Genomic DNA, 24,409 nt, shown 5'->3' with positions numbered 1-24,409 from the left:
AGAAAGCGCCCGTAAAAGTCTTTAATGTGTCCCATAACCTTATAAGAAACGTCCCATAAATCTAGAAGAAGTGACCCATAAAAGTCTTGAAATGGCCCATAAACTCAGAAAGCGCCCGTAAAAGTCTTATATGTCCCATAACCTTAAAGGAAACATCCCATAAACCTAGAAGAAGTGACCCATAAAAGTTTTGATATGGCCCATAAACTCTCAAAGCGCCCATTAAAGGTATAATGTGTCCCATAACCTTATAAGAAACGTCCCATAAACCTAGAAGAAGTGGCCCATAAAAGAGGCCCCCCTCACATTAATCAGATTTAATCTTAATGGTGTATTACTTATAGGCGCTACTCCGAATATAACGCTTTAGATGACCTAACCTATTAAGCATCTTGGCAATGCTAATCGGCGTCATTATAAAGGTGAAATGATAATGATTAGTAATCAATACTAAACGGAAGGATGTGTTCCAATGGATACAGCAATTATTTTTGATATGGATGGAACATTGTTTCAAACAAACCTAATATTAGAGCCTGCTCTTGAGGCTACTTTTGAGCAACTACGAAATAAAGGCCTGTGGAGCGGCGAGACTCCGATTGACACTTACAGAGAGATTATGGGGGTACCTTTACCCGTTGTTTGGGAAACTTTATGTCCAGCTCATAGTGATGCAGTTCGTGAGGAGAGTAATCAATTGTTTCAAATGGCTCTTATCGAACAGATTCAAAACGATCGAGGTGCATTATATGAGGGTGTAGAATCTACTCTAGCGGACCTTGCAAAGGATTTTCCCATGTATATTGCAAGTAATGGACAAACTGCCTATCTAGAGGCAATTATGGAGCATTACACTCTGAATAGGTGGATAAAGGATATGTATAGCATTGATTTAGTTAAATCTGGGAATAAATCTGAATTAGTGTCGTTAGTTATGAAAGAGAATGGAGTAAAGCGAGGGTATGTAGTTGGGGACCGTTCCTCAGATATTAAGGCTGCTTCAGATAACAATCTACTCTCTATTGGTGTACGATTTGATTTTTCACAGGAAGCTGAGCTGATTCATGCTGATTATATTCTTGATAGCTTTTCTAATATCCATCAGGTGTTAAAAAAAAACTAGCCTTTCTCAGAAATAACTCCCATCTTTTTAAAGCGGAATCGATTAGCCACTAAAACTGATCTTTTCCTAATTTGAAAAAAGCATCGAGTCTCACTCGATGCTTTCTATGCCAATCCTTTAGATGTCGCTAAGTGGACTTGATTCCACAACACTATTTCTTCACTGGATTGTGGCTTTGAGTAATAATATCCTTGTACAACCGGCTTGATGCAGGTGTTTCGTAGGAACTCTATTTGCTCCTTCGTTTCTACACCTTCAAACACAATCGTTAGTTTTAGCGATTGACCAAGCCCAATCATTGCTTCAAGTATGGATGAATCCTTTTCTGATGTCGGAATTTCATCTATAAAAGATTTGTCTATCTTTAACGTGGAAATAGGCATTTTTTTTAAATAGGACAAAGAAGAAACACCTGTGCCAAAATCATCTAAAGCTACGGATAGCCCTTCCTTTCGAAAAGCGATGACAGCTTGGATTGCTTTTTCTATGTTTCTGACAAAGCTCGTTTCCGTTATTTCAAGCTCCAGTTGAGAGGCTAACACCTCATAATTCCGCATATTAGCTTGTAGTACTTGGAGAAGTTTTGGTGAGGTTACATAGTCTCCAGGTATATTAATAGAAAGTTGCCCGAAAGAGATCCCCTCTTCCCTCCAACTTGCGATTTGTTTACAGACTTCCTCAATTATCCAGTCCGTAACTCTCTCCATTCGATTATGTGCTTCGAGTATAGGAATAAACAAGGCCGGGGATAGTAACCCATGAATGGGGTGGTTCCATCTAAGTAAGGTTTCTAACCCTTCTACCTGATTCCCTTTAAGAGAAACTTTCGGCTGATAGACTAAGAACAGTTCCCCCATCTTAATGGCACGACCAATTCCATCCACTATCTCACGCTCAAAAGCATGTGTGTGAATTGCTGGATCAAAGAAAATTACCTCATTTTCAAACTTAGTAGAGGAGTGGCGGATAACAGCTAAAGCGTTAGCATACAAGGTTGCTGCCTCGGTTTTATTGTTAGCTTCTGCAACTGCACAAACGGAAGAAAGATATGTTTTTTCCCCATCAATAAAGAATGGCGTTTGTAGATATTCAGAAATTCTCTGCATAGCTTCTTTTACATGTGAGCCTTCCTTAACATCCTTCATCAAAAAAGCGAAGCGGTTCTCTTCAATTCTATATAGTTCAGAGGATGGAGGTCGCATTGTTTGAAATCTTTGAGCTGTTAGCTTAATCACTTCATCAACGAATTGATAACTATATTCTTTATTGAGCTCCTCTAATCCATGAAGCTGCCATATGATTAAGTATTCCGGAAATAAATGCTTTCGAAGATCTTGCTCAAATAGTCGCCGGTTTGGTAGTTTTGTAAAGGAATCAAAAAGATTCGTGTGGTACGCCACATAACGATCTATTTGACCCAATAAAAAAAGTATACCAAGCAGTAACGCCATTCCTGCAGTGACAATGATAACTAAACCACCTATATTCCCCATGTCATGTGCTAGTGCGTGTGCATGAAAATCACTAGGCACATAAAAAGTGACTGCTGACATACCCGTATAATGCATACTAGACACTGCTAAACCCATAATTAGAGCAGTTGATAATTGAATCCAACGATTTTTCATATAAAGTTGCAGGTTTGAAAAAATATAGACGGCTAACATCGAGATTGCCACTGATATACCAATAGAAACTATAAATATTAAGTAGTTATAAGAATAAAAGATATCCATTTTCATGGCATACATTCCCATATAATGCATAGTAGAGATACCAGCTCCCATCGAAACTCCAGCTAGGATATAAACCCAAAGCCCTCTTTTCGGCAGGTTAGATAAATAAAAGGCAATAAACGATGCTACCATTGCTGGCACAATAGATAAAACAGTCAGTGTAACATTGTATGTCATATGGACAGGCAAGGAGAATGCGCTCATCCCAACAAAATGCATAGACCATATTCCAAATCCCATAGCAATAGAAGCAAACATTAACCATAGATTACGATGAAAAAACCCAATCCTCTGCGCCCTTCCATTCATCGTCAAGGCTGAATATGAAGCTATTACGGCTATTAAAATGGACAATATAACAACAGAAGTAGCATAGTCACCTTGAATGACGACCATATCCTCTTCCAAATAATTTTCAAACATTCAATTGATCTCCTTATACATTTTCGTGTCTATAAACGTAAAATCCATGTCTCTATAGTAATCACCCTCCTTTTATCGGCAGTGAGTACTACAAATTAACTCATCTCGAAGCTCTACGGAAACTTTCTTTTGAAGGTGATACCGGTCTCTTAATATACCTCAATTGGGTGTGATAAAGATACCAAAATCGTAAGACGAGAAAAATAGCTTCATTTCCATTAGATTTTATGAGTTATACCATCCAGTAAGACTTGGCTATACAAGTAATATAATATTCTTTTAAGGGGGAGATTATATGTCTTTAAAGGCTGGAGATATAGTTAGGTTTGAAAGAACTTTTACATTAAATGATGTGGAATTATTTATAAAGATCTCAGGGGGTGAAGGTATTCATCATATGAATCTAGATGCTCAAGGGAGAGTCGTCATTCAAGGATTACTGACTGCAACATTACCGACTAAAGTGGGTGGAGATAACAACGTATTGGCTCGTCATATGGACTTTGAATTTCTAAAACCAGTATATACGGGAGATACAATAACTTGTGAGGTCACGATTGATCAATTAGAACCGAAAGAGAAAAGAACTTCTATCTTTGCATCCTTTAGATGCCACAATCAACATAACACTTTAGTGCTAAAAGGAAGTTTCTCAGGGGTAATATTATAATCACTAAAAAAGCAGTCTGTTCCAACTAGGAAGTGGACTGCTTTTTATAAGGCTAAGTAAGCTAAACGATTGCTTGAAAGTATTCGCCAAAGTATAGTTTCGCTTCCTGCTGTCTCGACCTGTTAATACCTACTAGTACCGTCGTTGCTGGACCTGCAGATTTTTGGACTTCCCAGCCTTTCATATCGCACTCGAGCTTTAGTTGCTTACATTCATCTGCTATTCCTTTAGAGCCGACCGGCCAAACAGCATGAACCAATCCAGACCTCATTGCCTCCCAAACTTTTTTTAAGTCTGCGATTTTGTTTGCTTCTTTAATAACCTCTTCCCCTACACATGGCTTTCCGTAGGCATACCATTGAACATCTTGATCGTGTTTTAGCTGTTGCTGACCAAGCATCGTAATAGCCACGGCAGATTGCATGGTTTCTATATTCGTTTCGCTGCTACCTGTAATGGTTGGACATTCCTCTGCAATCTCATTAAACAATTTCTTTATTCCTTTTATATACTTGTTCCAGCTGTCATTCCCTGAAAAATTATGGACCACTATCGTTTGTGGGTAGGCACTAGCTGCCCATTGCTCCAAAATGGAGACTCGAGTGGCAAAGTACGCAACTACCTCATCTGATATAGATACCACATCGTTTTCCTTTTCACCTATCGCTGCCGAATTATCAGTGGTTAGTACTATCCCATTTGGCAATAATATAGCATTACGCATGGGTCTTCACTCGTTCCATTACCTTTTCAACAACAGGAGACACAATCATAGCAATGGAAGCATTAAGTATAGTTGCCAGCGTGATACCCGGTAAAGCACCTATGAAGAACGCAGGTGAAATAATCCAGTAGAAAGGTAAGGTTGCTAATACACTATTAGCAAAGATAAAGAAAACCCATTTCCAAAAGTGATATCCCTTTTGATGGAGCTTTGTAAAAACAAATAGAATGACAAACATCTCCAGGGCTATGATTATATGTAATGGACCTAGTGGGAACCCAGCTGATAAGGATGAGACTAGATGACCTACTAGAGAAGCCGCTCCTGCGTATATTGGCGGTAAAAAAAGAGCGGAAATAAGTGCAGGCACTGTATCTAGTGCCGCACTTCCAATCCCCACTGGAATCTTGATCAACGCTCCAATTGCACAAAGAGCTGCGAACATGGCTGCAAGTGTTAATAGTCGAAGCTTCATATAGATTACTCCCCTTCTTTTTTCTCGCTTCCAACGTTTTTAAACACTTTTGCGCTTCTTACGTATTCAACGTCACTTACGTTTTCCCGCACGTTTGCCACACGAGCTGCTGCAAATAAATAATCCGATAAACGATTTAAGTAACGCTGTACAACGGAAGGTACATCCTCTTGCGTTTTAGATAACGTTACAGTTAATCGCTCTGCACGACGAGTAATGGTACGCGCAATATGAAGAGTCGCTGCAGCTGGAGTTCCTCCCGGAAGGATAAATCGCTCTAATACTGGACCTTCTTCTACTAATACATCAATGCGTTTTTCCATTGCCTCGATTGCCTCATCGGTCATTTTATAGATTCTACGATTAGAAACGTTTGCTAAATCACCACCACAGTCAAATAGCTCGTGCTGAATCGTTTCCAAATCCTCTAGAAGATCTGCAAATTTAGTTGGGTCTAGCTCTGTCACTGCTTTTCCTATAAATGAGTTTACTTCGTCAATTGTTCCGTATGCCTCTACTCGAATATCGTCTTTATCCGTTCTGCCTCCGATTAATCCTGTTTGTCCCTTGTCACCTGTTTTAGTGTAAATTTTCATTGTGAACATCTCCCTTTATAGTTTGTGGAATACCATACCAAATACGTGTAACACTCTCTGCAACAGCAAAAAGCTGCTGATAAAATCTTCCCACATCATCCCTAAGCTTCCGCATACTAGCCTCCATCGGAACAATCCCTCTTCCGATTTCATTAGCAATCACATAAACCTCTTTTTCCGCATCCCATTTCTTTAAATGCGTAAACCATATATTTAGCTGATCTTGTTGTAGGGTCTCAAATCCTGTTATCACCAGTATTTCTTTATCGAGAAATAATGTAGTAGGAAGTTCTTCACCTGCATCAATCCATTGAACATGACGTCCAGCTAGCTTTTTTTCTACAAAAGCTCTTTTTCCATTAAATGCTCCACCGAATATGACGTGCAATGCTTTCCCTCCAGTACTTCTTGTCTATCTTTCCAACACAGTGTATACATGCTTCCATGGGGCACATCCCAATCCCAAAACTTTTTAGAGTCATTTACAAATTTACTTAACAATGCTCGAATAGGCCCACCGTGAGTAATTATAATTGGATGATTAGAGCTAGTTATAACATCACAAAACCCACTTGTCACCCTTACTTCTAGCTGTCGTAGAGATTCCCCTCCTGGTGGGGCAATACATTCATAATCGTCTAGCCACGCCTGGTACTTTGCTTCATGCTTTAATTCCTCGTATGTTTTTTCTTCCCAGCTACCAAAGGAGCACTCTCTGAGATTAGTACTTTCAATATATGGAATATCTCCAAAAATTATATTGGCAGTCTGGCGGCATCGAAGTAAATCACTCCCAAACACTTCTGTAGCTTTCCCTATTTTTCGGACGGTCTTAAGATCAGAAATAATGGGCTCATCCGTCCAACCAATATATCTTTTGTTAACATTCCCTTTCGTCGGAAGATGTCTTATGAGAGTAACAGTAAAAAAGTCATCCATAAAATAACCTCCGTCAGCTCTAGGCTGGCACCGAGTAAGTCACCCGTAATGCCCCCGAAATTCTTTAACGTCCAGCTACGATATACACAGCTAAATACGACTAACACACTTAAGATTGTAATCGCAATAAGCCAATACGTCGTTAGACCAATTAAACAAATGGCTATAAACAATGAGCATGCTGTTAACGGTAATAGTAGTGGAATATGAATCCTTTGCTTAAAGAAATGGGCAAGACCGCTCTCTTTAGCATTTACGGTAGTACTAAATAGCGTCACAAGAACTATGCGTGATAAAACAGGAATAATCATTATAAATATCCAATGAAAACTTTCAGAAGACAACACCTCGGCTATGATGATTACTTTACCTACAATCAATAAAACAATAGCGATCACACCAAAAGCACCAACTCGAGGGTCATCTAAAATTTCCATTCGCTTTTTTAAATCTCTATAGGAAAAAAAAGCATCTAAAGTATCGATAAAACCGTCCATATGGAGTCCACCTGACAGTAGGATTCCCAGACTGACAATCACAAATGCAGTCATTAAGGAGCTCCATTCAAAATAGAGAGCCAAACTAGCTACTGCTCCAATGCCAGCTCCTACCAAAGGAAAAACAGTATACATCCCAGTTATTTGTCTTTTTTCCATCGGCAGATTTTTTTTAACCGGAATAATGGTAAAGAATTGAAGTGCCAATAACAGGCTATTCATCATTCCACCTCATTTCCACTGATGTCCTAATCCATACTCCATTTCGTATGCTTCATCCGCTTTAGCAACTAACTTTTGATGAATACGACCAATCCACTGCTGATAGAGAAGCACACTTTCATAGCTAGAAAGTTGTTCATCTAGCACTTCATTGGATACAACGACCATGACCTTTACCTTTTCTAACAATCGGTCGATTGTTTCAAATAGCCTCTTTTCCACCTTTTCCATGTCACTAACATAAAGCTCGTTTGCTAGCCAAGTCGTGACACAGTCCCAAAGGATTCCATCTGTCGCCTTGATTGCTGGCACTAGTTTCTCCAAATATCTCGGTTGCTCAATCGTAATCCAGTTTACCGGATAATTTTCCCGATCTCTCTGGTGATGTGCAATTCTTTGTTCCATTTCTCTGTCTGTTGCTACACCTGAAGCAACGTATATATTACGAGGAGCCCGCTCGTTCATCAGGTATTGCTCCGCAAAGTGGCTTTTCCCGCTCCGCACTCCCCCTGTTATAAAGACAAGCTTTCCTCGAACCATGTGGTCAACTCCTTTTTCAAGTGCTGCATGTCATCTTCTTTTTTCATCCCTACTCTAAACCAATTACCATCTAGTCCTTTAAAGTTTTCCGTATGTCGTAGCACGCAGCCTTTAGCTAGTAAATATTCAAAAAAATCATTCGACTGAACAGGGTCGGGAAGCTGAAAGCAAAGAAAATTTGTTTGAGATGGTAGCACTCTACAACTAAGCCCCTCTAAAAATTGGGTGAAGTCCGTTCGTGCCTTTCGCGCAAAATGAATAGCATGCTGTCTATACTCCTCTTCCTTGAAGCACTGTGCACCAATCGTAGTTGCCAATGCATTACTATTCCAGTGAGGCAGCCTTGAACGAATATCATCTATTGTTGCTTTTCCCGCTACTGCATAGCCAAGTCGTAGCCCTGGAATTGCATACATCTTAGTCATTGAACGGACAACGATAACATTAGGAAAATCACTTAAATACGGAATAAAAGATTCCTGTTCCTCTATAAAATCTAAGAAAGCCTCATCCAACACTAAATCACAATCATGCCTTTTTGCAGCAGTCGCTATCTGTATGATTTCCTCTAAGGGTACCAGGTAGCCTGTAGGATTATTTGGTCTGCATATATACAGAACATCTGCGTTTTCTACGGCGCTAAGCACCTCATTCATCGGCAGCGAACTTATTGCTATAATCTCCTTGATTACTGCCCCATATGGTCTGATCGTAGCCTCGTATTCAGAGAATGTCGGATGAATTATCACTACTTTTTTATGCTGATAGCGAATGGCAATGCTTGCAAATATCTCAGCTGCACCATTGCCAATGAGTATTTGTTTTAAGCTCACACCATGATACATTGCAGCCGCGCTTAGGAATGGCTCTCCATAGGGATCTGGGTATTTCGTTATTAGATTTGCATAGGATTCCCACTGCTCCCTCACAAAATCGGGGGGACCTAGTGGATTCACATTTTCGCTAAAATCAATGACCATCTCAGGTATTGGAATGTTTAGACGTTGATATAATTGGTGAGCATTTGCTCCGTGGCTAGGTAACGGCAAGTATTAAACCTCCTATCCCCGTCATTCCAAACCAGAAAAGAAAGACGGCTGTGTGTAAATGGGAAATCGCTCCTAATATATGTCTTGCACTTAAAGGAACCTTACGAATTCCCATCAATGCACGATTGGAAACGACTCCTTTATATGTATTTCTTCCGCCTAACTGTATGCCTAATTGATAGGCCGTGGCTGCTTCTAAAAAGCCGCTATTGGGACTCGGATGCTTCTTAGCATCCATCCACCACCCCTTCATTCTCTCCTTCAAGGGAATGTCAGCTTCCTTTCTTCCTCCCAGCATAATGGCCAACCCAGTTAATCGACTCGGGATATAATTCGCAACATCATCTAACTTTGCTGCTGTATAACCAAACTCCTCGAACTGTTCATTTTTATAGCCAACCATGGAATCTAAAGTATTGATTGCTTTATATGCCCACAGACCAGGAGCACCAAATAAGAAGGCAAAAAATAGAGGTGCAGTAACTCCATCACTTATATTCTCAGAGACGGTTTCTACTACCCCTCTAGTTATTTCCTCCTCGTCCAAATATTCCGTGTCTCTTCCTACAATCCATGAAAGCTTAACCCTTGCATTAGGTAAATCCCCCTCTATCAAAGGCTTGTATACATCCATTGCAGCGTTCTTCAAGCTTTTTTGGGCGAGGCCAGAAGCAATAAGTATACTTTCTAGCGCAATTCCTAAAACAATATGAATAGAATAAGCAACGGTTACAAGCACTAGAGCAACGCTAAATGATATGCCCACTATAACTAGGACTAGGATCAGCCCGTTAAGCTTCCTCTTACTACCTTTGTTTAATTGCTTGGTTAGCCATGAAATAAGCATGCCGATCCAGCGGACTGGATGAGGCCAATTAGGAGGATCTCCTATTAATCGATCTAGCAGAAGACCAATTGCTATTGCTATCATATGAGATGCCATCTTACACCCATCCCTTTGCCTTTTTGTATATCTGAATAGCCTCCACTGTACATTCAAATACGCCTTGCCCAATCTTTTTACCGATCTCTGTTATAGGACCTGCGTATTCAATAGGAGTGCCTTTTTGTGTAGCAGCAATTAGGACGCTATCTGTCGAGGTACCGGTCGCAAGTGTACCAGTTCTTGAATCCATCACTTGTTCGTGAGCCATCGCTTTCGTTTTAGCCTCCGTTGCAGTGATAACAGATTGAATAAATGCCTCCTCTGCTAGCTCTCCATTAATAACAATCCATGTATTGATCGTACCTACAGAAGGAAACATTTCAACCTCATGCGCTCTAGAGACATCCACTGCATTTCCAACCCCCGCAGTTACCATTACGACTAGATTACCAAGAGGTGTTTTGTACTCTTTTATGATAGCGTCCGTAGTTTTGACCGCTGTCATCATACCTACCGTATCAGCCTCTGATAATCCTTCGGCAGCAAGGTATTCTATCATTTCCTCCTGAACGTTATCACAATGGTAGCTCGCATCCACTCTTCGATTGACAAAGTTTCTATACCAGCCACTTCCTGCATTAATGACTGCAGATGACCACGTCTTTAATTGATTTTCTGCTCGGAAGAGAACATAATCATCCGTTACTTGAAAATTGGACACTGTAATTGGTTTATCGTCTTGTTTTTCCTTTACGTCTGGCAAAATGGTTATTTGTGGTTTAGGACGTTCTGGATGAGGACTAGTGCTAACTCTGGCTTCATAAACCGTTTCCACTAAACTCTTTTTTACTACCTCATGCGGTTCTCCAATTACTTTAATCCTCCCTTGGTCCATCAATAAAAGCCTGTCACAGTAAAGCGATGCAAGGTTAATATCATGAAAAATGCTTATAACCGTAATACCATTCTCAATTGCTTGTGTCTTAATCGTATCTAGAAGTTGTTTTTGATGAGCAATATCCAAGTGATTGGTCGGCTCATCTAACAGCAATATGGGAGCTTGCTGAGCCAATGCCTGTGCTACAAACACCCGCTGCTGTTCTCCTCCTGATAGAAGCTCTAGTAAATGCTTTTCATATTTGTCGATAGCAGTCAGCCTCATTGCTTCCTGTGTCGCTACCTCGTCCTCTTGCGACCATGTTGAAAACCAGCCCGACTGGTGAGGGTAACGACCGAGTGAAACCGTATCTCGAACGGTATGTGAAAAAGCTTGATTGTGCAGCTGCGGCAAAACGGCCAGCCTTTTCGCAAGCTCCTTTGAGGAATAGGATTTTAGTTGCTTACCTTCAATCAATACTTCTCCTGATGCAGGGGTAAGTATGCCACTCATCAATTTTAAAAGGGTAGATTTCCCGCTGCCGTTTGGACCTAATATTCCTAGCATCTCTCCTTTAGATACCTGGAAGGATACGTCATGCACGACTAGTTTTTGATTGTAACCACCAGAAATGTTTTTGATCTCTAGCATGCTAAGCAGCTCCTTTTTTACGTTGTCGGAAGAAGATAAATGCAAATACTGGTGCACCTATAAAGGCAGTGATGACACCTATTGGTAGCTCTGTTGGAGATATAATGGTACGTGACACCAAGTCACAAATGATTAATAACGAAGCTCCGTTTATGAAGCTTAAGGGAAGAACATGCCGGTTATCGGAGCCAAATAGCAGCCTCGTCATATGAGGCACTACGAGTCCGACAAATCCAATGGTTCCCGAAACAGCTACAGCGGTCCCGGTAAGCATGGACCCTCCTATTAGAATCATCATTTTACGTTTCTTCACTTCCACACCTAAATGCTGTGCCCGTTCTTCTCCAAAGAGCATTGCATTTAGCTCCCTACGGTTCAACCATAATAAAAGTGAACCAATTATTATAAACGGCAATGCCATTTGAACATAGCTCCAGCCACGCATAGAGACACTTCCAAGTAACCAACCGATAATTTGTCTCAGCTCTTCCCCTGTTAATGCAATCATTAAGGAAATGACTGAGCCGAGAAACGAGCTAAAGATAATGCCTGTTAAAATAATAGTTTCCATTTTCATCGCTCGATCAACAAGCTTCGCAAAGGATATGACGATCAGCATAGTGATTAACGCCCCTGCCATACTGAAAACAGGCAAGGTGAACATTCCTAAAAAAGGTACTGATATTCCAAAAAAGAGTGTAGCCACTGCACCAACTGATGCTCCGGACGACACTCCCAATGTATAAGGATCGGCTAGCGGATTTTTAAGCAGACTTTGAAAAGCTGCTCCCGCTATTGCCAGGGATGCTCCGACTAATCCTGCGAGTATAACTCGCGGCATGCGAATCTTCCAGACGATATTTGTTGCAATCGCATCTGTACCCGTATCCCATAAAGTACTGATCGGTACCTTTACAGATCCGACCGACACACCTAGCCAAATGGCTACGATTAACGTAGCCAGTGACAAGGTATAACCGATCATTGATTTACTCACTAAATGCCTCCGGATAAATAGCCTTAGCCACTTCCTCTAGGCCTTCTACTAAACGTGGACCTGGACGACTCGTTGCATCCTCATCCACTTGTACCACCTCATCGTTTTGAATGGCAGTCACTGTGTCAAAGCCATCACGCTGCTTCACCTTTTCTACAATTCCTTCCACGTAGTCATAGGTGATTAACATTACATCTGGGTTACGGCTTACTATTTCCTCTGGGTTAACTTGAAACCAGCCATCTTGATCAGCCATAATGTTTTCTGCATTGACCATCGTTAAAATTTCTTGCATAAATGTCCCATTACCAGGAGTATATATTTCTGGTACATCGGAAGTTTCTACGAATACGGTTTTCTTTGTCTCTACTTTTGCAACTTTTTCTTGAATTTCGTCAACCTTTGCCTTCATATCCTCTATAACGGCTTGTGCTTCCTCATATTTCCCCGTTGCTCGGCCAATTTGTTCAATAGTTGTATAGGTTAAGTTAAAATCCTTTGCATCCTGTACCACAAATACCTTTACACCAGCATCTCGAAGCTGCTGTAATCCTGATTCTGCCATTGAAACAATGGATTCATGAGCGAATACGATATCCGGACTTAAAGAGATAATTTTTTCAATGTTATACTCCATGCCACCAATTTTTTCTTTTTCTAAGGCTTCCTTAGGGTAGCTCTCATAATCATTCACACCGATAATTTCCTCATCTAGCCCTAAAGCAAATAGAATTTCCGTGTTACTTGGAATCATAGATATAATGGATGTCGGAGCTTCCTCTAGCGTAATTTCTTGTCCTACTGCATCCGTCAGTGTAAGTGGGAATGCCGTTTCTGAGTTACCAATTTCCTGGCTACTTTCTTTTTCTGTTGGAAGTGTCTCTTGCTCATTACAACCACCTAAAATCAGCAAGGTCATTCCAATAATTAACCACAGTTTCTTCATCCTTTATTCCTCCTAAATATAGACAACAAAAAATCCCCCATCCTAGGATGAGAGATAGATAGGTATAAATCAGCCACGAAAAACCGAAAGCGGACCTACACCAGACCTATCCGCGTAGGTAATGGGTGTGTACGTAAAGGCAGGTTTTCTGGCTTATGATGCATATGCATCACTTACAGTGGCGGGACCGCGCTGGACTTTAACCAGCTTCCCTTTTAACTCTAGTAACCGATAACTAGAGCACCTTTAAGCAAATGTTATTCTATTGTTTCTTGCATTTATTATACCTTATATTTAGATGTTGTCGAGTTGAAGTCGGTATTTGAAAAAGCATACATTTTATACATTTCAACAATACGAACGATTAATAAAGAATATTGAAGTTTATATGCTTTTAAATGTGGAAAGTAGAATAGATTTCCGCTCTGGCGGACGCTTTCCGCGGGGGGAGCGATAAGCCCTCACCCATCGCTTACGCGCGTGGCTGTGAGGTCTTATCGCTCCGCCTGCAACTTCAATCAATAATTAGAAAAGGTTCATGGTTGATTGGTAAAGACTTCTTTATAATATATAAAACACAACTTTAACCTTAAAAAAGCTTAATATAGTAGTTTTTCATCGCGATTTTTTGTTTTCATCATTGTTTTTTTCAATCGTTTCTCGTACTTCTTTTAGTATTTTTTCGTTGCTTTTGATTGTTCTCGTGCTGTTTTCAGGATATTTGGTTTATTTTCTTCTTTCCATCCAGTCAAAAAGAACACCCTCTCTTAGTTGTGTACAACTGAAATTCGCTCCATCTTCTTAATATATCTAAAAACAAAGGGAATAATTGAATCAAAACATTTTGAGATAAATAATAATATAAAAAAACTTTTACTGAAATGAGCTTTAATCCATTACTACTTTTTTACCTGCTATTAATAAAAATCACAGTATACAATCCAATCTTGTTTGCGTTGATTAAAGAAAAAATAAAAACTACCACTATCAACTATATTGAATTGTGCCTTCGGATCGGAGCTTATTTGAAAAACAAATGGATATTCTTCACCGTATGAAACTCCACTCTGTGTATAAGTGGGGTACCCACCGATCTTATGCATAGGATAGATATCCTCCACGATGTCATCGTAATATTCAATATCCTCCTCCAATTCAAGACGTAAAATCTCATCTTGGACTTCCGTTTCTATATCTTCAGAATCCCAGGCAGGAGTATCGTTCTTAACCAATCTTGGCTGTAACGGAAAAGACTTTATCCTCGCAGATTGGTTATTTATTTTTTGTAATCCATTGAAGCTTGTATAGCAATTGATAATAAAAAAAGGCGCTAGGTTATCATCATTTAAATGATCATATACATTAAAGTCCATATAAATGGTGATTAGTTGAATATTTTCCAATTCCTCCGGTACGTAAGGGAGATTGTTTAAAAAAATTGTACTTAAAGGCTCGTACTGTGAAGGTATATTTTCTTCTTTTCCCCACATGACCTTTCCAATCCAGCTCTCTCCTAATTCTTCTGTTGGTTGATGTCCACCCGTCTCAAAAATGGTAGCTTGCTTAAATAGTACTTTTTTTAATTGAGCAATGTTCATATAAATCCCCTCCTAAGCTAAGTAAGACTCCCAATCGTAATCTTCTATTTTATAGAAGACACCGTGGTCATTTCTTTCATATGCACATAGAGGTGGCTCATCAATAAAAGATAGAACAGAGTCATCTATATTTAAAATTACACCTATGGATATATACTGGAAATTATCAGAATTACTTAAAAATCTATCGTCTTCGTAACCACTTAAAACAGACCAACCAGAATCTTGACCATCTTTTGGATCGTCTTTTAACATAAAATTAAATTCATTTCTCTCTAAAACATCGTTGCTTACAATTATTTTCGTATCAAAATAATAATCCCATTTAGAAGCATTTGGATCATTATACTCAGTGTCACATATATGCTCTGCACGAAATGAAATTTCTTGTCCAATTTTTAATTCACTTATATTGAATGGGTCGTTTGAAAGAACTCCCTTAAAGTTTTCCATATCCCTATGGGTAATTTTCACCCACATTCTTTCACCAGCATACCCGTCTGCTCTAGTCTCGAATACGAAAATTAATTTGACCATATCTCCTATTCTTAAAATATCAATTACTTCCTGGCTAGGAATATAAAAAGTATAGGGCGCTTCTTTATTTCTCTTATAAACACTCTCTAAGTACCATGACATTATATCTTCTCCTTGAACAGTTTTAACATAATTTTTACGAGTCTTTCAATACCTTAATTTTTTTTGCAACTATCTTTTCTTCCTTTTCCACAGCCCATATTTCCACTTCTTGTCCTTCTTTTAAGCTCCGCATGTTATTTATTTTACCTGTTATTTTGGTGAAATTAGAGATATGAACTTTAGGAGTAAAATGCTCGTATTCAGGGTTAACTTCCAGAGGATATAAGGTAAAGTTATTATCCGTTATATCCCCTACTTTGCCATGGTAATCAGCTCTATTTAAAAGAAAAAAAGTAAGGACAGCAATACTGATTATAGTCATTCCAATAATTAAGCCTCTACTTTTCATTTGTTATGTTCCATTCGTGTCATTGCTTCTTGTAGAAGTCTTTGTAGAACAGATGCGAAGGCTGCAATTACAAGGGAAGCAAAAATCATGCCTAGTCCGATGCCTATGATTCCAGGCGCATCATCCTTATCTGCCATAAGAAAGAATATTGGCATACCTAAAACGTATAAAGAGCTAATAGCTAATCCACAGTATTTTATTTTCTTCAAGGCTCTTACTGAAGGTTCAGAGAAGGTATTATGATGACCTATATAATTTAAAAGCTTTAGTGCTTGGTATAGAGCAAAGTAAAAAGGAATAGCTGTTGCATACAAATCGATATAAACTAGGTATTTCAAATAAGCATATTCAGGATATAATTCTACTACAAAGCTTGCTATTTCAGGTACTAGAAATATACATAAAGCAAGAACTGGGATTCCCATTAAAACAATAGCTAACTTTAAAAACAATAGAATTCCTTTTTCCATAAAAGCACCTCCCTCATTAATAATTTACATTATATTACATATTTGATTGTTTTAGAATAAATACTATTGTAAATAAAATATATTAATACTCTAGGATAACAAAAGAACCAGAATAGAATTCTGAAAGTTTTTAAATGTCTTTATTCCTGAAAGAGATCCATTTGCTGCATTTAGCACTTTTTCTGCATTATAGAATTATGGATTTTAATCTAGTTTCGTCTTTTAAAAGGCAATGTGGACTGATCTCACATTTGAAAATTTCAAAAAATATTTATAATTACTTACACAAGTTACTCTTGAAAACATACTAAAAATGGGCATTTCCTCTAAGAAAGTGTGTAACAAAAAGAGCTGGACAAGGTTATCATAATATGAAAAGATTGAATTGTAAGAATAATCGGCCGATTTTCTTCCTAAGTATTTTGTTTTCTAAAAAAATAAAATTTGATACGGAGGAATATACTTTATGAAGAAATTTAAAATATTATTGTTAAGTTTTGTAATTGCTTTAAGTTTTGGATTCACAGCCCAAGCAGAAAATGTACAAGCCACTGAAAGTAAAGAAACAAAAGTTGATGTATCTTCAGAACAAATTTTTGTTTCAAGAACGGTTCGTTTTACTAGAGATCAATCTATGTGGGTAACTGAAACTAGAAATGGTAAAACGTATTCTGGGTATATTTATAATAGAGGTTTTGCAGACGGCTCTGGAAACTACTCATTTTTCTCAGGATACATTAAAACAGGTCCTTACGCACCAGTATCACGTGAACTTGATAAATAGGAAGATAGAATAGTTAAAATAAAGGCTTTCTTAGAAATCATCCCTTTACGTAGTTGTTTAACTCTGCAGTTCTCTGTAAGTTTCACTATTTAAAGGGATGTTTTCTTTTTCTAGAAAATATGCTCGATTCTACAAGCATATAATCATATATAAAGAGGAAGTGGAACAATCTACGTCTGTTTTTCAGGGGGGAACTCATGAGAGAAGTTATAAGTTTCGTTATGAAAGGAATCTTAAAAAGTAAATACATATTATTGGTACCTTTTATTATCATTCTATTTATCGTTTCTTTGATGGCTATTAATAGTAATGAATCCGGAACAACTCAACAAGAGCTACAAGACACATTTAATGATCGAAAGGAAACCATTAATTTTATCATTGGTAGCCTATTAAATAAAAAAAAGGATTTAGGCTTAACCGAGGAACAACAACTAGCACTAGACAGTTTACTCATCCAAGAAGTGTATTTAAAAGAAATATCAACTAAGCTGACTCGAGGAGATTTAAATATTTCCAACGAAAACCTCGCCTACTTAAAAGCATATAGTGAGTATGAAAGCTATGACTTTATAAGTTATATTAATCCTGAGGTTTTAAAAGTTGAGCAACAAAAAGCAGCCGCATTAACGAAACAAGGCCTACCTTTTACGGAACAAGAGACCCCTTTTAATACAGCACTATTTTCTAAGCAGTTATTCCAGCTATTATTCAGTCCCTTTACTGCATTTCTATTTTTTCTCATCTTCATTTATAAAATTATTTCGGATGAACAAAATAGGACGTTCGAGTTCTTTAAAGTTAACTCACTTTCAAATACAGCAATCTATTACGGGTATCTCATACCTTTTTTAATGCTTGTGATTGTATATACGATTTTAGTAGCATTCTTTACCTTATTGCCACCTCTTTTGACTGGGAATTTAGAGACGATACACTATCCAATAGATATGCTTATTGGTGCAGGAACAGTTATGGTGCCAGTATGGAAATGGCTACTCTTCCTACCAATTGGTTGGGCAATTTTTGTGGCACTTATGCTGACGATTGCAATATGTTTGTTTAAACAGCGGCTTTCATTTAGTGTACTTTTAGCAATCATTACCGTCCTGGTCGTGTGTGGCTATATTTGTTCTGTTCTATTTGGATTTCATATGTTTAATCCTATCCATCTAATTGTTTCTTATGAGATGCATTTACTACCTACCAATCGTTTTGTAACGTATTTAACTGGAATGCTCCTCTTGCTCATTCTAGGTATACTTGCATGCTTTCCGGTATTTAAATCGAAGAATGTGGTATTCACCTCCCCCCTCCCTGCTTATGCTCGCAAGCGATTTTATCCGAAACTAGAGGGGAGGATGCAGTTGCTTCAATTTGAACATATTAAAAAGAAGCGCAAAGGTCATGTGTTGCTTACCATTATTCTGTTAACTGGGATTATCGGTAGTACATTTATTATCGTCAATCAAACCTATCAAAAGCTGCCAACCATATACTTGAATGTTATGGAAGATTTACAAAACCTCCTTATTGAAGAACAAGTACAGTGGAGGGTCCATGAAGAGGATTTTAATAGAGAAGTTGAAGCGAATCGCATGTCGGAGGATTCAGGAGACGGGACGACAGACTTTCCCGAGGAAAACCCATTCACCATGATGATTAGACACGCTGAAAACGAATACAACGTATTGGATGAGTTAAAATATAATATTGGTTCGAAAGATTTCGCTCAAAAATATAATGAAATTACGAAGCCCGACCAATCCTATAAAGAGTTAGATTCACCCATGTGGAACGTTACTGTAATGGCTTCTGAGGAGCAACAGCATATATTAGATAAGAAAAATATTACACCATGGCCGATCGGGTATCAGTGGATTTCTCATTTCAATGATCCTAGTTATGCTTTAGGTAACGAACACTACACCTTACTAAAATCATCTCAAGAAAGAAACACGAAATATGGAAATAGTAGCTTGTTCACTATGTATAAATTTTTAGATTGGAACATAATGTTGGTGGTCTTATGTGTGTTTATACTTCTGCTATGGACATGTCTTTCCGAGGAACAGCGACCAACATCATCCATTCATTTTTTGGCTACCAAGCCCATTACTTTCCAATCTATTTATGCAAGCAAATGGGCCTACAATCTATTAATTGCTTATGGGGCAATTCTAATTAGCGGAGGAATTACATTTATTGTCAGTTCAATTATAGGTGGATTCGGTGAACCGGACTATCCGATTTTAGTTTATGCTCTTAAAAATGCGAGCGAAAATACGTTTTTTTCTCCTGTCGATAATAGTTATTTTTACTTTGAGAGTTTACTAGTGTTACTCGTTAAAAGTGGATTTCTTATCGTTGCCCAAATTTTCTTTCTGAACAGCTTATTTAGTTTAATTGGGAGATGGATTAAAAACTATTATGTTTCTTTAGTTATCACATTATTAGTTTCCGTATTGGGTTATTACTTCGCAAATCAATACATTACTACTTCCTTTATGTATCTTAATCCATTTGTTTATTTTGATACATGGAACATTGTAGATGGCTGGAAATCCGTATTAGCGAGCTCGTCCTCCGTCAATTTCCGTAATGGGTCGATGATTCTGTTACTTAGTGGTTTGCTATTGTTCCTAATAGGCTTCATACCAAGAAGGAAGAGGGTGTCATGATGTCAGTATTAGAAGTTCGCCAGCTTAGAAAAAAGTATGGGAAAAAAATTGTTTTGCGAGATATTTCATTTGAAATTTATGAAGGCGATGTTATCGGTCTAGTAGGCCCAAATGGAGCAGGTAAATCCACTCTTTTACGATCCATTCTAGCAATTGAAGAGTTTGAATATGGAACGGTGAAGGTCAAAAACGTCTCTAATCAGAGTCCTGACTTTTATAAACACGTTACCTTCTTACCGAGCGATAACTATTTATATATGCAGCTAACTGGATTCGACCATTTAGCATTTGTTGCAAACATCTATAGGTTGGAGAAAACGGCAATTGAAGAAGTTATTGAGCAAATTGGAATTCGATCCTATGTCGACCAGCCCGTAAAATCCTACTCGTTCGGGATGAGACAGCATTTACTTATTGCATTATGCATTCTAACAAAGCCTTCTGTCATTTTAATGGATGAACCTTTTAATGGACTGGACCCTACAAGTACGATCGAATTGAAGGAGCTGATTCGCACCTTACATGCGCAAGGAATTAGCTTTCTCATTTCCACACATAACCTGGATATTTTGGAGGATCTGACGAAAAAAATATGGTTTATCAAAGACGGAACATTGTTTAAAGACGACAAAACATTAGTAGTAAATCTCCCTTATCAAATTGAAGTTTTAGTTCCCAAGGATACCGTGTTAGAAAAGCTGATGACCGACAGTTCATTACCTTATCAGGTGTGGGAAAACCGAATTATTACAGATCAAAATCATGATGTAGGAGAATATTTGGAGTGGCTACTAAAGAATAAAGTACAAATTCTATCCGTCAACCAAAGGAAGCCTAATCTGGAGGAAAGGTATAAGCATTTTTACGAGGTGTAGCCCCTACCTATTGCTTGATTATATTAACGGTCATACAGGTAAGTAAAAGCTTTAGCATAAAATGAGCTTGGAGTATATTTCCTAAATCATTTATTATGTGAATATATACAGAATGGGAACGTTAACTAAAAAGAAAAGAGGAGGTAATAATTTGAAGTATTTTCTATTATTTTTTGGGGGCATTATTACCATTATTTTTGGTGGAGGATTTTTGATTCGTTTGGTGCGAGATGGAGATTTTTATATTGCTGAATTTATCGGAGGTATTATAGGTATTATTGTTTTAACTACAGGTTTTTTTATCAAGGGCTCAATGAAGCAAGATAATATCTTCTTAAAGTAACGGGGTGCGTTAAGAAATATAAAATGAGCTTGGCAATGCTTCCTCAAGCTCAATTTCTATACTTATCAACCATTAACTTTAACATAGCATAAAAAAGGCATTAAGAAGCGAATTCTTAATGCCTTTAGAGGTTTAATTACATTTTTTCTGGAGCAGATACACCAATTAGTTTCAATGCATTTGCAATCGTTTGACGTGCAGATGTCACTAATGCTAGACGTGCCTCTGAAAGTGGCATATTGTCTGCATTTAATACTTTGTCTGCATTGTAGAAGCTATGGAATGTTGCTGCAAGCTCTTGAATATAGGTTGCAACTCGGTGAGGTGCACGAAGTTTTGCAGCGTCTGCTACCACTTGTGGGAAGTCACCAATTTTTTTCAATAAATCTAATTCTTTTTCACTTTGCAGTAAATCCAAGGAATCAGTAGTAGCCTTCATACCTTGTGTTTCTGCTGAGCGTAAAATAGAGCAAATGCGAGCATGTGCGTATTGTGCATAATATACTGGGTTTTCATTTGATTGGGAAACAGCCAAATCTAAGTCAAAGTCCATGTGAGAGTCACCTGAACGCATACCGAAGAAATAACGAACTGCGTCTAGTCCTACTTCTTCTACAAGCTCACGCATCGTTACCGCTTTACCCGTACGCTTACTCATTTTCATCTTTTCGCCGTCTTTATATAACTGAACCATTTGAATAACAGATACTTCTAGTTTTTCACGGTTATATCCAAGTGCTTCAAACGCAGCTTTCATACGTGGGATATATCCGTGATGGTCTGCTCCCCAAATATTAATAAGCTGATCGAAGCCACGAGCTAGCTTATTCTCATGATAAGCGATGTCCGGTAATAAATACGTGAAGGAGCCGTCACTTTTGATAAGTACACGATCCTTGTCATCTCCGAATGTAGTAGAGCGTAACCAAGTTGCCCCCTCTTCTTCAAAAATATGACCATTTTCACGTAATTTGTTTAACGCAATATCAATTTTACCGCCTTCATATAAGGAAGTTTCAGAGAACCAGTTATCAAAGTTAACACGGAAGTCTGCTAAATCCTTTTGAAGCTTCGCCAATTCTACCTTTAACCCGTGAGTACGGAATGCTTGGAAACGCTCCTCATCAGACATATGAACAAATTTGTCTCCATGTTCTTTTGCAATGTCAGCAGCAATATCAATAATATCTTGACCACGATATCCATCTTCAGGCATATCCTTTTCCATACCTAATGCTTCAAAATAACGCACTTCAATAGAAACGGCTAAGTTATTGATTTGATTTCCTGCATCGTTTATATAATATTCACGAGAAACATCGTAGCCAGCAAAGTCTAATACGTTACATAAGGAATCTCCAACAGAAGCTCCACGTGCATGTCCTAAATGTAAATCACCTGTTGGGTTGGCAGAAACGAATTCTACTTGAATTTTTTCGTTACCACCAGATGTTGTGCGGCCGTAATTTTCTTTTTCTGAAAGTACTGCTTTTACTACATCCTGCAAGTAATCTTTACGTACAGTAATGTTCATGAAGCCTGGTCCAGCGATGTCTACTTTCTCCATCATTGTTCCGTCCATATTAAGGTTTTCAATAATTGCCTCTGCGATTTGACGAGGGTTTTTCTTCGCAATTTTAGTTAATTGCATAGCAATGTTTGTTGCATAGTCACCATTTGCTTTATCTTTTGGTGTCTCAAGATGAACTGATGGCAGTTGCTCCTCGGTTACAAGCTCTGCTTTAAGGATTGCTTGCTGCAAAGCTTCCTTAATGGATTGTTGGACTTTTTCTACTGCATTCATTTTATTCCGCCTCCGTATATGTTAGTTCTAATTTATATGTACCGACCACTTCTTCGTCCACTATAAGCTCATAATGTACTAGGAATTGACCATCTGTGAATTGCAATTTCTTTGTATTGGTTGTAATCATGAATGTGCCGTAGCCTGTGTCATAGCTACCGGTCTGCTGTTCTCCTCTTTGAAATGGCAGGCGCATTTTGACACCACCACTTCTAAGTATTAACGCAGATTCAGCATTTAATTTTACTGTTGTTCGAACTACCTTTTCGTTCTGTACTTCCTCATAAACTAAATAAGGCTGCTCTCCCTTTAAGGTTAGAACGCCAGATGTACGAATGTCAAAGGATTCTTTTTTAGACTTCGGGTGTTGGATTGTTGATCGCAACCGAACAGTAACTTGTTTTTTTAATGGTTCAGACATGGACTTCATCCTTTAAAGCATTTTATAATAATTTATTTATGTAAAAATATAACCTTCATATTATAGCTTAAAAACAGCTTAAGTTACAACGTTTCTCTCTATTTCTAACGTAAGCCATCCAAAATTTCTTCTAATTCACCTATAAACCAGATATCTTTTTTATAAGCATTTCCAGCTTCGTCTCTTATGCTTTCTTCAAAGCCTAATGTTTTCATATTTTGTGGAATATCTAATCTCCAAGGGTGGCTTTTTTCTTTGCTCAAAGGAAGCCATTTTTGAGAATCATTGTTTCGATTAAAGAACTGTTTGAAGTATAATTCTTCCGCAAACACTATGATTTGAGCATCAAATAATGCTTTAAAATCAATATAAACAACTACTCGATAGTACCCTAAAGAATTTGACTTCTTTTCAATTAAATGAACAGCCTGTTTCAATAAGGTTTGAACACAGGTCTTCTTTACTCCTATGGGCGTTCTGTTTGAATCGATAAACCCTTCTGAAGTTGGTAAATGGAGATGCCAATACCCATTATAAAAGTCCGAGGGAAATTCCGAGGTTTCCTCCAAAATTCTTTTTATCATATTTCTAGTTTTTCTTCTTATTCCTCTTTGTTTCTTATTAGACATGTTTGACTCCTCTCTTTTTTTCTATTCATTCGGTTCACCTTTTTAATTACAAGTAAGAAATGATTTTGGAAATATCTACAAGCCCATTGTATTACTTTATCTATTCTTCTGCTCAGACTTTTATGTTCACTTCATTGTTTTAGATAATATCCTAAAAAAGCTCTTAAAATTTTACTGGTTGTAAAATTTTAAGAGCTTATCTAATTCAACTTTTTATTACATAGGACTGGGCATTTACCTGCGCATTGCTCGTCGCAGAACATTAGAGACCACTTTCTACTTAACCCATCCTAGTAGCATTTCTCTTATGAGCTTCGATGCAGTGTTGGCTGTTTGGCTTCCGCTTCACTTCGTTCAGCTCCGCAGAACATTAGAGACCACTTTCTATTTAACCCATCCTAGTAGCATTTCTCTTATGAGCTTCGATGCAGTGTTGGCTGTTTGGCTTCCGCTTCACTTCGTTCA

26 protein-coding genes and 1 riboswitch are annotated in these 24,409 nt (G+C 38.1%); of the genes, 6 read left to right on the top strand and 20 right to left on the bottom strand.

Annotated elements, in window-relative coordinates; translation table 11 throughout:
• Positions 1-472 precede the first annotated feature (472 nt).
• On the top strand, positions 473-1,123 hold the full coding sequence (locus tag HF876_RS16740) for an HAD hydrolase-like protein (protein WP_169361194.1): 651 nt from the start codon (positions 473-475) through the stop codon (positions 1,121-1,123).
• Positions 1,124-1,227: 104 nt separating this feature from the next.
• On the opposite strand, the gene HF876_RS16735 is transcribed toward HF876_RS16740, so the two are convergent.
• The gene (locus tag HF876_RS16735; RefSeq protein WP_169361193.1) at positions 1,228-3,282 is read right to left on the bottom strand and encodes a bifunctional diguanylate cyclase/phosphodiesterase; all 2,055 of its coding nucleotides are present in this window, start codon (positions 3,280-3,282) and stop codon (positions 1,228-1,230) included.
• Between the two features lie 295 nt (positions 3,283-3,577).
• Here HF876_RS16735 and HF876_RS16730 point away from each other — a divergent pair, with 295 nt between their 5' ends.
• Positions 3,578-3,952: a hotdog family protein gene (locus tag HF876_RS16730; RefSeq protein ID WP_169361192.1), complete on the top strand. Its 375-nt coding sequence runs from the start codon at positions 3,578-3,580 to the stop codon at positions 3,950-3,952.
• A gap of 61 nt (positions 3,953-4,013) precedes the next feature.
• Here HF876_RS16730 and HF876_RS16725 read toward each other — a convergent pair whose 3' ends face one another.
• The 16 genes from HF876_RS16725 to HF876_RS16650 all read right to left on the bottom strand — a co-directional run bounded on the left by HF876_RS16725 (position 4,014) and on the right by HF876_RS16650 (position 16,407).
• Positions 4,014-4,676 carry a hypothetical protein gene (locus tag HF876_RS16725; RefSeq protein ID WP_169361191.1) on the bottom strand — a complete coding sequence of 221 codons (663 nt, stop codon included), beginning with the start codon at positions 4,674-4,676 and terminating at the stop codon, positions 4,014-4,016.
• Positions 4,669-5,151 carry an ECF transporter S component gene (locus HF876_RS16720; RefSeq protein ID WP_169361190.1) on the bottom strand — a complete coding sequence of 161 codons (483 nt, stop codon included), beginning with the start codon at positions 5,149-5,151 and terminating at the stop codon, positions 4,669-4,671. Before HF876_RS16720 ends, HF876_RS16725 begins: the two co-directional genes overlap by 8 nt.
• 5 nt (positions 5,152-5,156) lie before the next feature.
• A complete protein-coding gene (locus HF876_RS16715) occupies positions 5,157-5,747 on the bottom strand; it encodes a cob(I)yrinic acid a,c-diamide adenosyltransferase (protein WP_169361189.1) in 591 nt (196 codons plus the stop codon).
• Positions 5,731-6,135, bottom strand: coding sequence for a bifunctional adenosylcobinamide kinase/adenosylcobinamide-phosphate guanylyltransferase (locus tag HF876_RS16710; RefSeq protein ID WP_169361188.1), 405 nt, complete (start codon positions 6,133-6,135; stop codon positions 5,731-5,733). The genes HF876_RS16715 and HF876_RS16710 overlap by 17 nt, the downstream gene beginning before the upstream one ends.
• Positions 6,087-6,686, bottom strand: coding sequence for a histidine phosphatase family protein (locus tag HF876_RS16705; RefSeq protein WP_169361187.1), 600 nt, complete (start codon positions 6,684-6,686; stop codon positions 6,087-6,089). Before HF876_RS16705 ends, HF876_RS16710 begins: the two co-directional genes overlap by 49 nt.
• A complete protein-coding gene (gene cobS, locus HF876_RS16700; RefSeq protein WP_205964152.1) occupies positions 6,656-7,405 on the bottom strand; it encodes an adenosylcobinamide-GDP ribazoletransferase in 750 nt (249 codons plus the stop codon). Before cobS ends, HF876_RS16705 begins: the two co-directional genes overlap by 31 nt.
• Before the next feature lie 9 nt (positions 7,406-7,414).
• Positions 7,415-7,945, bottom strand: coding sequence for a bifunctional adenosylcobinamide kinase/adenosylcobinamide-phosphate guanylyltransferase (locus tag HF876_RS16695; protein WP_169361185.1), 531 nt, complete (start codon positions 7,943-7,945; stop codon positions 7,415-7,417).
• The gene (locus tag HF876_RS16690) at positions 7,918-8,994 is read right to left on the bottom strand and encodes a pyridoxal phosphate-dependent aminotransferase (protein ID WP_169361184.1); all 1,077 of its coding nucleotides are present in this window, start codon (positions 8,992-8,994) and stop codon (positions 7,918-7,920) included. The genes HF876_RS16695 and HF876_RS16690 overlap by 28 nt, the downstream gene beginning before the upstream one ends.
• The gene (gene cbiB, locus HF876_RS16685) at positions 8,981-9,937 is read right to left on the bottom strand and encodes an adenosylcobinamide-phosphate synthase CbiB (RefSeq protein WP_169361183.1); all 957 of its coding nucleotides are present in this window, start codon (positions 9,935-9,937) and stop codon (positions 8,981-8,983) included. The genes HF876_RS16690 and cbiB overlap by 14 nt, the downstream gene beginning before the upstream one ends.
• A 1-nt stretch (position 9,938) precedes the next feature.
• Complete coding sequence (locus HF876_RS16680; RefSeq protein WP_169361182.1) at positions 9,939-11,408, bottom strand: heme ABC transporter ATP-binding protein; 1,470 nt, start codon at positions 11,406-11,408, stop codon at positions 9,939-9,941.
• Between the two features lies 1 nt (position 11,409).
• Positions 11,410-12,393 (bottom strand): FecCD family ABC transporter permease, encoded by a 984-nt coding sequence (locus tag HF876_RS16675; RefSeq protein ID WP_205964153.1) that lies wholly within the window; start codon positions 12,391-12,393, stop codon positions 11,410-11,412.
• A 4-nt stretch (positions 12,394-12,397) separates the two neighbouring features.
• Complete coding sequence (locus tag HF876_RS16670) at positions 12,398-13,351, bottom strand: ABC transporter substrate-binding protein (protein WP_169361180.1); 954 nt, start codon at positions 13,349-13,351, stop codon at positions 12,398-12,400.
• Between the two features lie 121 nt (positions 13,352-13,472).
• Positions 13,473-13,614: riboswitch (cobalamin riboswitch) on the bottom strand.
• Positions 13,615-14,268: 654 nt separating this feature from the next.
• Entirely contained in the window at positions 14,269-14,949 is a 681-nt protein-coding gene (locus HF876_RS16665) for a DUF1963 domain-containing protein (RefSeq protein ID WP_169361179.1), read from the bottom strand.
• Between the two features lie 12 nt (positions 14,950-14,961).
• A complete protein-coding gene (locus HF876_RS16660) occupies positions 14,962-15,588 on the bottom strand; it encodes an immunity protein Imm33 domain-containing protein (RefSeq protein WP_169361178.1) in 627 nt (208 codons plus the stop codon).
• 34 nt (positions 15,589-15,622) lie between these two features.
• The gene (locus tag HF876_RS16655; RefSeq protein ID WP_169361177.1) at positions 15,623-15,937 is read right to left on the bottom strand and encodes a hypothetical protein; all 315 of its coding nucleotides are present in this window, start codon (positions 15,935-15,937) and stop codon (positions 15,623-15,625) included.
• The gene (locus tag HF876_RS16650) at positions 15,934-16,407 is read right to left on the bottom strand and encodes a DUF2975 domain-containing protein (RefSeq protein ID WP_169361176.1); all 474 of its coding nucleotides are present in this window, start codon (positions 16,405-16,407) and stop codon (positions 15,934-15,936) included. Before HF876_RS16650 ends, HF876_RS16655 begins: the two co-directional genes overlap by 4 nt.
• 466 nt (positions 16,408-16,873) lie before the next feature.
• Here HF876_RS16650 and HF876_RS16645 point away from each other — a divergent pair, with 466 nt between their 5' ends.
• From HF876_RS16645 to HF876_RS16630, 4 genes are all read left to right on the top strand, one after another.
• Positions 16,874-17,191: a hypothetical protein gene (locus HF876_RS16645; RefSeq protein ID WP_169361175.1), complete on the top strand. Its 318-nt coding sequence runs from the start codon at positions 16,874-16,876 to the stop codon at positions 17,189-17,191.
• 197 nt (positions 17,192-17,388) lie between these two features.
• The gene (locus tag HF876_RS16640; RefSeq protein WP_169361174.1) at positions 17,389-19,872 is read left to right on the top strand and encodes a hypothetical protein; all 2,484 of its coding nucleotides are present in this window, start codon (positions 17,389-17,391) and stop codon (positions 19,870-19,872) included.
• Positions 19,869-20,747 (top strand): ABC transporter ATP-binding protein, encoded by an 879-nt coding sequence (locus HF876_RS16635; protein ID WP_169361173.1) that lies wholly within the window; start codon positions 19,869-19,871, stop codon positions 20,745-20,747. The genes HF876_RS16640 and HF876_RS16635 overlap by 4 nt, the downstream gene beginning before the upstream one ends.
• 151 nt (positions 20,748-20,898) lie before the next feature.
• The gene (locus HF876_RS16630; RefSeq protein ID WP_169361172.1) at positions 20,899-21,090 is read left to right on the top strand and encodes a hypothetical protein; all 192 of its coding nucleotides are present in this window, start codon (positions 20,899-20,901) and stop codon (positions 21,088-21,090) included.
• Between the two features lie 136 nt (positions 21,091-21,226).
• On the opposite strand, the gene argS is transcribed toward HF876_RS16630, so the two are convergent.
• The 3 genes from argS to HF876_RS16615 all read right to left on the bottom strand — a co-directional run bounded on the left by argS (position 21,227) and on the right by HF876_RS16615 (position 23,944).
• Positions 21,227-22,894, bottom strand: coding sequence for an arginine--tRNA ligase (gene argS / locus HF876_RS16625; RefSeq protein WP_169361171.1), 1,668 nt, complete (start codon positions 22,892-22,894; stop codon positions 21,227-21,229).
• Position 22,895: 1 nt separating this feature from the next.
• Positions 22,896-23,315, bottom strand: a complete 420-nt coding sequence (locus HF876_RS16620; protein WP_169361170.1) for a YwiB family protein — start codon at positions 23,313-23,315, stop codon at positions 22,896-22,898.
• Positions 23,316-23,419: 104 nt separating this feature from the next.
• On the bottom strand, positions 23,420-23,944 hold the full coding sequence (locus tag HF876_RS16615; protein WP_169361169.1) for a DUF3916 domain-containing protein: 525 nt from the start codon (positions 23,942-23,944) through the stop codon (positions 23,420-23,422).
• Positions 23,945-24,409: the final 465 nt, after the last annotated feature.

Source organism: Psychrobacillus sp. BL-248-WT-3 (assembly GCF_012843435.1).
GTDB lineage: Bacteria > Bacillota > Bacilli > Bacillales_A > Planococcaceae > Psychrobacillus.
The sequence above is the reverse complement of the archived record's forward strand: the minus strand, read 5'-3'. Positions and strand labels throughout refer to the sequence as shown.